The organism is Terriglobus sp. ADX1 (assembly GCF_036877645.1).
Taxonomy (GTDB): Bacteria; Acidobacteriota; Terriglobia; order Terriglobales; family Acidobacteriaceae; genus Terriglobus.
The window spans coordinates 57602-68750 of record NZ_JAEDXV010000016.1; the positions used below are offsets into that span (position 1 = coordinate 57602).

At 57.2% G+C, this 11149-nt stretch carries 8 protein-coding genes; 1 reads left to right on the plus strand and 7 read right to left on the minus strand.

All coding sequences use genetic code 11. The features are described from left to right. Positions 1–3: 3 nt before the first annotated feature. Genes JAO32_RS12085 through dacB form a run of 3 tightly spaced genes read right to left on the minus strand, consistent with a single transcriptional unit; the run spans position 4 to position 2409 of the window. On the minus strand, positions 4–681 hold the full coding sequence (locus JAO32_RS12085) for an SGNH/GDSL hydrolase family protein (RefSeq protein WP_334240686.1): 678 nt from the start codon (positions 679–681) through the stop codon (positions 4–6). A 50-nt stretch (positions 682–731) separates the two neighbouring features. Continuing rightward, positions 732–884: a D-alanyl-D-alanine carboxypeptidase gene (locus JAO32_RS12090; protein ID WP_334240688.1), complete on the minus strand. Its 153-nt coding sequence runs from the start codon at positions 882–884 to the stop codon at positions 732–734. After that, positions 850–2409, minus strand: a complete 1560-nt coding sequence (gene dacB, locus JAO32_RS12095; RefSeq protein ID WP_334240690.1) for a D-alanyl-D-alanine carboxypeptidase/D-alanyl-D-alanine endopeptidase — start codon at positions 2407–2409, stop codon at positions 850–852. Before dacB ends, JAO32_RS12090 begins: the two co-directional genes overlap by 35 nt. Before the next feature lie 17 nt (positions 2410–2426). Between dacB and folP the strand changes: the two genes are divergently transcribed. Beyond that, positions 2427–3335: a dihydropteroate synthase gene (gene folP / locus JAO32_RS12100; protein ID WP_334240692.1), complete on the plus strand. Its 909-nt coding sequence runs from the start codon at positions 2427–2429 to the stop codon at positions 3333–3335. A 7-nt stretch (positions 3336–3342) separates the two neighbouring features. Here folP and JAO32_RS12105 read toward each other — a convergent pair whose 3' ends face one another. From JAO32_RS12105 to JAO32_RS12120, 4 genes are read right to left on the minus strand one after another with little or no spacing between them, the layout of a single operon-like run. Beyond that, positions 3343–7158, minus strand: coding sequence for a hypothetical protein (locus tag JAO32_RS12105; protein ID WP_334240694.1), 3816 nt, complete (start codon positions 7156–7158; stop codon positions 3343–3345). Further along, positions 7155–9185, minus strand: coding sequence for a BatA and WFA domain-containing protein (locus tag JAO32_RS12110; protein WP_334240696.1), 2031 nt, complete (start codon positions 9183–9185; stop codon positions 7155–7157). The genes JAO32_RS12105 and JAO32_RS12110 overlap by 4 nt, the downstream gene beginning before the upstream one ends. Before the next feature lie 38 nt (positions 9186–9223). Next, positions 9224–10114, minus strand: a complete 891-nt coding sequence (locus tag JAO32_RS12115; protein ID WP_334240698.1) for a DUF58 domain-containing protein — start codon at positions 10112–10114, stop codon at positions 9224–9226. Positions 10115–10117: 3 nt separating this feature from the next. Continuing rightward, on the minus strand, positions 10118–11140 hold the full coding sequence (locus JAO32_RS12120; RefSeq protein WP_334240700.1) for an AAA family ATPase: 1023 nt from the start codon (positions 11138–11140) through the stop codon (positions 10118–10120). Positions 11141–11149 lie beyond the last annotated feature (9 nt).

The window sequence follows — 11149 nt, forward strand, 5'->3', positions numbered from 1 at the left end:
GCTTTAGCGGCCTAACTGTTTCCCTATCGACGCAGCGACCTGTGCAGCCTGCAGGTCGCTGCCTGCCGTATTCCAATGCACATCGTCTGCGTGCATATCAACATGCGACAGCATCAGCGCATGTTGATCATCCGTCGTAATGGCAAGTCGTTGCATCACCTGCGCCGCGTCACGATTGCGCTGGTCAATGCGGGCGTTCGTGGCCCCCGTATCCGAGTCCTTGCGAACAGGCGTGGTATTCGTCCATACAAGATGTGCCTGCGGCTGCAGCTTCTTCAGCGTGCTGACAACGCCCGGCAACGATGCGGCATACTCCGCTTCAGTAAATCGCCATCCATGCATACCGTTGTTGAAATGGATCACCGCAAACGGCACGGTCGCAAGCGCGATATAGTCCTTCAACTGCCCCGCATAACGCGGGTCTGCGCTGCATGCGGAAGTAGCAAAAAGATACACATTCGCAACACCGTCCAGTGCCTTCGTAGTCGCAGGGTAGTAGGCACGCGTAATGGAATCTCCCAGCAACAGAACATTCGGCAGCGCAGGATTGGGCGATTCAGGTCGATCGGCCCATGTCCACTCAATCTTCTCTGTACGCAAATCCGGCGTATGTTTTGCCTGAGCGTTGACTGCAACAGGCAGGAGGAGACACAGAGCGAGAACATGTGTTGTCAATTTCATGCGAACGATGGTCACATTCCCGCCGCGTCCATGGCAACTGAATCACACCGTCAATTCGTGGCAGCAATCGCAGACACAATCCGATCCATCGCCTTCATGTCATCGCTGGTGCGCGGCGTATGCGCATTCACCATCACGGAGAAGATGAGCGTCTGCCCGCTGGCGCAATCAATGTAACCCGACAGCGCACGCGCCTCGCTCAACGTTCCTGTTTCGCGAAACGTGGTCTTTCATGGGAGCACCGGGGAAACGCGCGCGCAGCGTGCCGTCTTCACCACCGACAGGCAGTGTCGCCTTCCATGTGGCAAACCAGGGTTGCGTGGCAGCATATTGCAGCAGCGTAGTGATCGCACGCGGCGTTACCAGGTCATGCCCACTCAGACCCGACCCATCGAAGAAGATAAAGTCTTCCGGATCTACACCTGCGCGCTGTGTCACAAATGTCCGCACCACACGCGCACCGCTCAGCGTGGAGCCATTGCCAAACGCCGCGGCCAACTGATGCAGAAATATCTCTGCATGCAGGTTCTGCGAAATCTTGTTGGTCAACATCATGTCCGTCGCAACAGACTGCGACGTCAGCGACGCCAACTTGGTGTGACTTGTCGGATCCGCACCGGAAGCAGAAACACCTGTTGCCCGATGCGCCAATTCCCCCGCAGCCGGAAGAGTCACCGGCTTACGCGCCTCTACGGTAAAGCTGCCTTCATTCTGCGGTAGCCGATGCTTGCTCACTGGCTTTCCATCCACCTTGACGCCTCGCTCTTCCAGCAGCATCTTGAACGCAGTCGCGGCATAGTCCGCAGGATCATTGATCGCTAACTCTTCAGCATCCGGTGCGCTATCCACGGCGATCGTCCCGTAGATGCGGATGTTGCGCGAATCTGGCATACCTTCAATCGCCAGGTGCGATCCACTCTTCGCGTCACCGGTCTTCGCATCCACCGTATTGATGGAATACCAAGGCATAGCAGGCGAAAGCTCATACGTGATGGGGTCACCTACGTTCACACCCGGCTTCAATTTGATGTTGATCAGGTTGTCATTGATCGTCAGCGCAGAGACTGGCGCACCATAACCCCAGACCGCGTCGTCGATGCTCCAGTCCTCAGGATATGGTTCGTAGGGAAACAGCGTATCGTCGCCAACGATGTTCCCTGCAACATGCTTCAATCCAGTTGCAGCAACTTTGTCCGCAAGCTGCGCAAGATATCGCAAAGGATCCACCGGCGGCGCGTTGGGATCAACCTTCGGCCTCTGAGCAGGTGAAAGATATGGCAGCGTCGTGCCGGAAAGATTCGGATCGCCATCGCCTACCAGTTCCAGATCGCCGTCCAGATTGCCTTCGTGGATCGGCTTCAGAGGACTCGCAATCACGCGTGTTTCAAAGGTGGTATCCGGTCCCAGCAACGCCATCGCCGCGGCGGTGGTGAACAGCTTCGCATTTGACGCCGGTTGAAACAGTTGCACATCGTTCATGGTGAACACCGGCGTTCCATCCAGCTTGGTCACACGCACCCCCCAGTGCGCGCGCACTACACCCGGTTCGCTGGTAATGCGCTGCACGCGCTCCGCCAGCGGCAGCCCGTCATACGTGGGCAACGCCTGCGTCTGCGCGCAGGCGGACGCAATCGACACTGAAAGCAACAAAACATGCAGAAACCGGAAGCTCATGCGGCTGAGTGTACCGCGTTCTGCTGCGTTTCCAACGGCAAGCCACCGCTTCATTTCCTACAATGGAAACCATGCAGATTGCGCCCCGCGGCCAATACGAGTGGAAATTGCGTACACGCACGTTGCCTTTGGGGAAACGCACGCTGGTCATGGGCATCCTCAATGCCACGCCGGACTCCTTCTCGGATGGCGGCGAATACACATCTGCCGACACAGCTCTGCAACACGCGCTCTATATGTTGGATCACGGTGCGGACATCATCGACATTGGTGGCGAATCCACCCGCCCTGGTACAGCCGCGGGCACACCCGATGCCATCGGTGCCGATGAGGAACAGCGACGTATCCTGCCGCTGATTCGCGGCCTTCTACAGGCGCGGCCCAGCACGATCATCTCCGTAGACACCTATCGCGCATCCACTGCGCGACTCGCGATCGAAGCGGGCGCGGAGATCATCAACGACGTCAGCGGTACGTTATGGGACAGCGACATGGCCGCTACCTGCGCGGAACTGCGCTGCGGCATTGTTGCCATGCACACGCGCGGATTGCCCTCCGAATGGGCCACGCAAGCAAGCCTGGAACCGAAGCGAATCATTCCCCTGGTTCTGACCGAGCTACGCGAGACCGCATCGCGCCTGATGCGCGCGGGATGCGAACAATCCAGCATTGTTCTTGATCCCGGCTTCGGCTTCGGCAAAGTGGGCAATGAGAACTGGACCCTGCTGCGCGAATTGGATCATCTCCGCGAACTCGATTTCCCTTTGCTTATAGGGCTTTCGCGCAAAGGATTTCTTGGCAACACGCTGCGCAACGACACAGGCGGAGAATCTCCTGCGCCACATCTGCGCGATGAAGCTACCGCTGCTGCAAACGTAATCGCCGTACTCGCAGGTGCGCATGTTGTCCGCGTCCACGATGTGCCACGCACGCGCAAAGCAGTGACTATCGCCGACACAGTTCGCACCGCAGCACTTTGAACCGCGTTTAGCGATTGCCGTTCTTACTTAACCGCCGGTAGTAATCCGCCACAGAATCGCTATATCCAGCCGGGATAGTTTGCGGGGTGCCTGTATGAGCCGTGGTTTCGCCACCACGCTGCAACTCCAGTTCCAACCGGTCAACAGTACGCAGCACCTCGCTGTGCATCTGCTCCACCATTGCAGGATTTCCCGGAAACCGCTTCGGGTCCAGGTTCTGCATTTGCCGCGTCAATTCAGCAAGATCTTTCTGCGCTTGCGGATCACCCTGCACCATGCCGCGCAATGCCTGTAGCTGCCGCAAACTCTGCTGGAAGTTGCGTTCCGTATCCGCAGGATTGTCAGAGGTATCCTTTGCACCAAACGGCGTCCCGCCTGCGGCATACGTATTGTTACCCGTATTCGTGCCGCCAAAGACCGTGCCGTTATTTCCTCCTCCAGCATTCATGCGATTGCCTAAATCGCCCATCTGGCCACCACGATCATCCGTTGCGCCATCGCGTCCATTACCTCGCGTCAAAGCACCGCCATTGCGATTCCCCGCCGTTTGCGCATTGCCGTTTTGGCCGCCACCATTCTGCCCGGACTGCGCCCCACCGCCTTGTTGACCTGACGATTGCTGGCCACCGCGTCCCTGCTGCGAGCCCTGACCGTTCCCCTGTTGCCCGTTGCGGCTCTGCGAGTCATTTCCCTGCTGCCCGCTGTTGCCACGATTCAAACCATTGCCCTGCCGCGAAGCCTGCATTGCCTGCAACTCCGAGCGCAACCGCGCGACCTGGCCAAGTGCAGCGGTCGGATCCTGCTTCCCTGCATCTTGTTGACGTTGACCATTGCCACTGCCAACCGCGCCGGATGCAGCATGCAATTGCTGCGACAACTTCGACAACCCATCGGCAATGCCCTTCTCTGTGCCATTGCCGTTGGGATTGATGCCGCTGCGCAACCAGTCCGCGCTCCGTTGCACGCGATTGTCGAGATCGCTGTTATCCATCTCCGACAGCGCATCGCGCACCTTCTTCGCAGCATCCGGCTGATTTGCAGCCATGCCCGACGCCGCCTCGCGCATGTTCTTCTGCAGCTTCGACAAGCTATCCGACAACTCCTGCCGATCCCCCGCAAGCTGGTTACGCTGCCGCATGAAGTTCTGAATATCCTGCGGATTGAAGTTGCGATTCTGCGTCTGCTTTGTGAAGTCGTCGATGCGCTGCGCCTGCGCCTTCTCCTCCTGCTGAATGCGATCAGCCTCGCGTGAAAGCTGTCCCATACGATTGCCCGCAAGATTCTGTTGCGCCCCACCAAGCAAACCTGTCGCCTCGCGCAAGCGTTGCGCTGCCTGCTGCTGAGCCTCTGCACTGTTACTATTCGCACCCGGCGTTCCCGCACGCTTCATGGCATCGCTGGCCGAACGCACACGATTCAAAGCCTGTTCAATGCGCTGGTCCGTGCTCGGCTGCGATCCACTACTACCGTCACGAGCTTGCTGCTGACCGTTGCTAGAAGAATCCTGTCCACTCTGCTGGCCTCCCTGTTGCCCACGCTGAGAGGAAGATTGTCCACTCTGTGAAGAAGACTGGCCCTGCTGGCCGCTCTGCGATGATCCCTGCTGGCCGTTCTGATTGTTCTGCGCAAGCTGCTCCATTTGCCGCTGCAACTGTTCCGCTTCGCGCCGCAGCATCTCCTGCTGCCAACGCTCCTGAAACGCCTGCTGAGGATTCTTCTGCTGCTGCGCCAACTCTTCCTGTCTCTTTGCCAACGCATCCAACTTAGCCAGCGCATCTTCCACCTGCTTCTGGTGCTCCTCCTGCGGCGACGACGTGCGTGCCGTCTCATACTGGTTCTTCTCAGTGTCTAACTCCAAATCGAACAGCGAAGCCAGATCGCGCCCGGTGCTGTTCCCACCACCTCCGCCTCCGCCACCCTGCTGTCCAAATGCCACCTGAATCTGTCGGAACGTCGCTTCCGCACGCAGCAGAGCCTGCAATGCTTTCTGCTCTGAAACCAAGGCATCCTGCCACTTCGTCACGGAAAGCTTCTCGCTCGCAGGCTGCATATTCTTCGCTGCCTCCTGCATCGCTTTATCAAAGGTGGTGAACTCTTCATTCGCTTCAGAAAGATCACGGCTGTTCACGCGAACACTTAATGCATTTACCTGATCACGCAGCTTGATCTGCGCGCCGGAAAGAAAATCGCCCTGCGCCTTCGCGCTCTTCTCCGTCGCAGTTTTGTCGTTGATCTGCTTCCACGTCTGCTCAATCAACTCTTTCTGTCGCCGCGAAATATCTGTTTGATTGCCGCCCTGCTGCCCGCCTCCACCACCGCCTCCGCCGCCGCCTTGTTGCGACTGCGAAAACTCACGCTCAAATGGGTCCGCCTGAATAAATGAAATATCCGTGCGCGACTCCGCATGACCGTCGCGTGCTGTCGCATACAGGCTGACAAGATCACCTGGCTGCAGCTTGAAATCCTCCAGTCGCAGCGTGTACTTCCCGTCTGCATCATGCGCACCCGGCTTGTTCAACATGGCAATGTCTTTATCCGGGCCACCATTCACGCTGTAATGCAGGTGCATATCACGCAGTCCAAATTGCGCGCCACCCTTCACACCAATCGTTACTTCCTCAATCGGGCTCGCACGATAATCACGTCCCGGCTTCTCAATCGCAATCTGAGGCGGCTCCGCTTTATCCGTTGCAATAAAGTAGTCCTCACTCAAACGCACCTGCTTGCCATCAGCGGTTCCCGCAACGTGATACGCACCATCCTTCGCCATCGCAATCGTTCCCTTGTAACGATTGCGCTCTACTGGCTCCAGATGAATCGTGCGCCCATCGTCCAGTGAAAGATTGCCGTCTTTCAACGTACGATCCATCTCAATCTGCAGTTCTGCCTGTGTGCCCTCAATCGCACGCAGATCGCCCGCATGTTCCTGTGTCTCCGTCTTCAGCCCCGTCCACGAGGGGTAGTGATACGTCACCTTCACTGACTTGACTGCAGCAAGATCAGCCACACGCACCGTGTGATGTTCCGAGGTCAGCGGCCCAGCCGTCACGTAATACTCCACATCCTCCGGCAAACCAGTAAACGTAAACTGATAACTTGCATTGCCTGTGGCAGACGGAATCGCCTGCATTGCCACTGGCTCCCATCCATTGCTGCTGTGAAAGCGCGCAAACAACTCCACACGTTCCGGATGCAGATTCGTAATCTCGGCTGTGATCAACTGATCGCTGTTCCGCCGCACCGTCACATCGCCGGGCTGTACCGCAATTGCATAGAGCGGCTGCGCAGCTTTCCGTTCGCCGCGCCACAACAGCGAAGCGCCATAGCCCACATATCCCGGCGCTGCAAAAATCATCCACAGCAAAACCACAACACAAGCCGTACCCGCGCCAGCAAACATCGCCAGCGTTGTTGCAGGTACAACCGAGTGCGGCTCTACATATTCTGTCTTCGACAGCGTATCCGCAGCCAACAACTCCACGAATGCATTCGACGCTTCCTCGCGCTGATGAAACGTCGTCAGCCGATCCTCAAGCTCCGGATGCACAGTCTCAACATGCGCAATCGCGCGCGAAGCCGTCATCCGCCACAACGGCCACGCGATGCCTGCACACGCAGCCACAACAAGCACAACAAGCAACACGACCCGCGCCTGTACTGTACCCGCATGAGGAAAAGCATAGTGATTCAGCAGCAGTACAAGCACCAGCGTCATCATCAGTGCTGTTGCCAGAAAGATCGCCACGCCACGCACGCCTGCATGTAACTGCAACCGTTGCCGGATACGTGCAATATAACTGCGGAGTTCGCCCTGATAACTCATGCATCCTCCCGCTGCGTGGCCATGTAGCTGCCGGAGAGCGCTGTCTCCGCAATCGCTACGAGGAGTGCCAGCAGCATAACCCACCACCACAAGCTCACGCGCTGAAATTTCGCATCGCCAGTCGCTGCAACAGTTTGGCTCTGCGCCTCACCACTGTTGCTTCCAGCCCACAACTGCTGTAAATCCTGCGGCATCGGCTCCAGATCGCTCTCCAGCCGATTCGCATTCACACCAATCACCGCATCGCGGCCACTGGCAAAGTGCACGTTGTAAAACCCCGTGCGCTCCAAACGAAACGTCTGCGCGGTGCGTGCTTCCTCTAATGAGAGCGCGCGTTTCGCATCGGGATCGATCACCTCAACACTCGCCGTCGACTCATTCCCCGAACGCAACGTCACAAAACTGTCCACCATGCGCGAACCAGCCAACCGCTCTGCACCAGCGAGATACCGCGCACTGCGATCTACGAATGCCACGAACACCGGGTGCAATGGCAGATCGTTCGTCAGGTTATCTAACCCTGTGCTCAGCAGCAGTACATGCCCTTCACCCATTGCGCGATCCATCAACAGTGGCGTTCCATCATTCAACCGCGCCAGCACACGTGCATTCGCAACATCCACCTGTGCCGCATAAAAAATCTTCGCTTCTGCCCATCCGCCATTGTCACGACCCGGCTGCGCATCCTGCAGCGCAGGATGCGTAAAGTCCACCTGTCCCACCGTTGCAGGCGCGTTTGCGTTATAGCTGCGTGTGTCCTTCACATCGCTTCCCCATAGCGGAATGGGCGCATGATGCCCTGCAGCCGTACCCAGTGCAACCAACACGTTGCCGCCCTTCTGCACATAATCCTGCAGATTGTGTTCAAAAATGGAAGGCAACGTCACCGCATCTGACAGCACTACAAACGCAAAACGTGAAGGATCAAGATCATTCGCAACAGCCGCACTGGTGCTCTGCAATGTAAACGAAGCATGCGCAGCCGCCGCAAGAGCCGAACCGTAATACAACTCCGACCGCCCATCACCGATACCATGCAGAAACAGCACCTTCTCCGGGTCAGAGCGACGAATTGCAAAGTAACTCACATCATCCGCGCCGAACGCATCACCGCCATCAATGCGCGCCTCGCAACGATTGAATCCATACGCCACATCCAGCGGCGCAAACTCCACGGTAGCGCTGCCATTCTCCGGAACATCCACCTGCTTCGTGACAGTAACGTGCCCATTGACCAGCAGTGACACGCTCTTCTTTGCAGCTCGCGCATGAAACCCCGTCACCGTTACACGCGCACGCGATTGCTTTGGATCCTTCACATCGGCAATCTCCGCAGGCGCATCCACACTGGCGACTGTCCAGTTCTCTGTGGAACCTCCTTTGCCTACCTGATGCAATGTCAATGCAACGTCCGGCATCACCATATCCGCAAAGCTCGCCGGCATTGCTGACTTCTGCACATCGCTGAATAAGTGCAGATCCGCAGGCTGCCGGCTTCCCTCGCGCAACGAACGCAGGGTCCGCGCTAGCTCGCCATAACTTGCATGCCCATCGCCTGGCTGGATACTTTCAAGCGCGGATCGCAACTGCGTGCCATCATCCGTAGGTTGCGTTAGCACCTGCACTTGCCCACCCAGTGCAATCACCTGTGCCCGTTGCGATCCAGGTCGCTTCGCCAACATCTCGGACGCTTCGCGCTTTGCATCTTCAAAACGCGTTCCCGCACGCATGCTGTACGAGTTGTCCAGCACAATCATCAACAACCGCCCTGCAGGATCAGCCGCAGGCCGCTTCACAAACGGATTGGCAAACGCCAATACCACGAGCAACACCAGCGCCGCACGTAGCGCAAACAACAGCAGATGCTTCAATCGACGATGCTTCGTGGAACTCTGCGTGCCACGCTCAAAGAACATCAACGACCCGACAGGCCGCGGTACCGTGACATGACGCCGCAGCAGGTGCACAAACACGGGCACACCCAACGCAAGAAATCCACCCAGAAACCACGGCGCAAGAAATCCCACGGCTTAACGCATCTCCTTTCCGCGCTGTTGTCGTTCCGTCATGCGTTCCCCATCTGTCGCAACGTCAAATACTCACGCAGCGCGTGATCCAACGGCTGATCCGTCAACAGCAGCCGATAACCCAATCCCGCAGCACGAGCCTTCGACCGCAGTGATTCAATATGCGTCTGCATCTTCTGTCGGTAAGTTGTCTTTGCATATTCCGGAATCACTTCAATACGCTGGTCCGTCTCCAGATCAACAAGCACCGAAGCCGACTTCAACTCCATCCGCACCTCTTGCGGATCCAGCACATGAAACAGCACCACTTCGTTGCCATGAAAGCGCAACGGCTCAATCATCTTCACAATCAATTCCGGTTCTTCATAAAAATCCGAAACCACTACGGCGATGCCGCGCCGGTGCAGCAATTGCTGAAAATGATGCAGCGGCTTACCAAAGTCTGTGCGCGCACGAGGCTCCGCATGCTCCAATCCAGCCAGTAATCGCGCCATTTGTCCTGACCGGGCAGAAGGCCGCACATATTCACGAACCTCGTCGTCAAAAACAATCAGACCCGCCGCATCGCGCTGCCGCTTGATTGCCAAATAAAACAACGACGCCGCGAGATACCGCGCATAGTCCATCTTGGAAACGTCGGCATTCGCCAACTGCATGCTGTTGCTCGCATCCAGCAGCACAGTTAACTGTGAATTCGTCTCACCGCGATAACGCTTGATATAGGTTCGATCCGTGCGCCCAAACAAATTCCAGTCCACGTGCCGAAGATCATCGCCCGGCGCATACGCGCGATACTCCGCAAACTCCTGCGAGAAGCCGAAGTCCGGCGACCGGTGCAGGCCAGCCACAAAACCATCCACCACCGTCTTCGCTAACAAATCCAGCGAAGAGATGGCCGACAACACCGCGGGCTGTAGAAATCGTTGCAACCGCTACTCCTTTGGCCTTGGCACAGTAGCAATCAATCGCGTAAGAATGTTGTCTGCATCCACCCGCTCTGACTCCGCATGGAAGTTCAACAAAATGCGATGCCGCAGCACCGGAATCACAACCGCCGTAATATCTTCCTGCGCCACGTGATACCGCTGCCGCGACAATGCGCGCGCCTTCGCGGCCAACACAATAAACTGCGCCGCGCGAATGCTGCCGCCATAACTCACATACTTCTTCACAAACTCCGGTGCGTTGTCACTCTTATGCCGCGTCGCACGCACTAGGTCCACCACGTAACGCGCGAGCGTTTCTGAGATGGGAACCTCGCGCACCAGCCTTTGAAAATCAAGCAACTCATCCGCCGAGGTAACAGCCGCGATCGTTGGCACGCGCGTTGCCGTTGTTAGGTCAACCACCTTCAATTCGTCTTCTGGACTCAGATAGTCCAATACCGCGTTGAAGAGAAATCGATCCAACTGCGCCTCCGGCAATGGATACGTTCCTTCCAACTCAATGGGGTTCTGTGTAGCCAGGACAAAAAACGGCGCGGGCAATTGATAGATATGTCCACGCACCGTGCAGGATCGTTCCTGCATCGCTTCCAGCAATGCGGCCTGCGTCTTCGGCGGTGTGCGATTGATCTCATCCGCCAGGATCACATTGCCAAAGATTGGCCCCTGCACAAACGTCCATCGGCGATGTCCCGTCACGGCATCTTCTTCAATGATGTCCGTGCCTGTGATGTCTGAAGGCATCAGGTCTGGTGTGAATTGAATGCGCCGAAACTCCAGCCCTAACGCTTCTGCCACGGTGCGCACCATCAGCGTCTTCGCGGTGCCGGGCATGCCGGTCAGCAAACAATGGCCGCCGACAAACAGTGCAATGAGCACCTGCTCAATCACATCGTCCTGTCCGACGATGACCTGGCGAACCTGCTGAATAATGCCGTCGCGCACAGCATGAAACCGCTCAATGCGCTGCTGAAGTTGCGCTGCATCCGGTGGAAGATCGGTGAAGGCCATCTAGTCTCG

Coding starts and splice junctions, on each gene's coding strand:
- JAO32_RS12085 (WP_334240686.1), bottom strand. CDS start 681: ATGAAATTGACAACACATGTTCTCGCTCTGTGTCTCCTCCTGCCTGTT.
- dacB (WP_334240690.1), bottom strand. CDS start 2,409: ATGAAGCGGTGGCTTGCCGTTGGAAACGCAGCAGAACGCGGTACACTC.
- folP (WP_334240692.1), top strand. CDS start 2,427: ATGCAGATTGCGCCCCGCGGCCAATACGAGTGGAAATTGCGTACACGC.
- JAO32_RS12105 (WP_334240694.1), bottom strand. CDS start 7,158: ATGAGTTATCAGGGCGAACTCCGCAGTTATATTGCACGTATCCGGCAA.
- JAO32_RS12120 (WP_334240700.1), bottom strand. CDS start 11,140: ATGGCCTTCACCGATCTTCCACCGGATGCAGCGCAACTTCAGCAGCGC.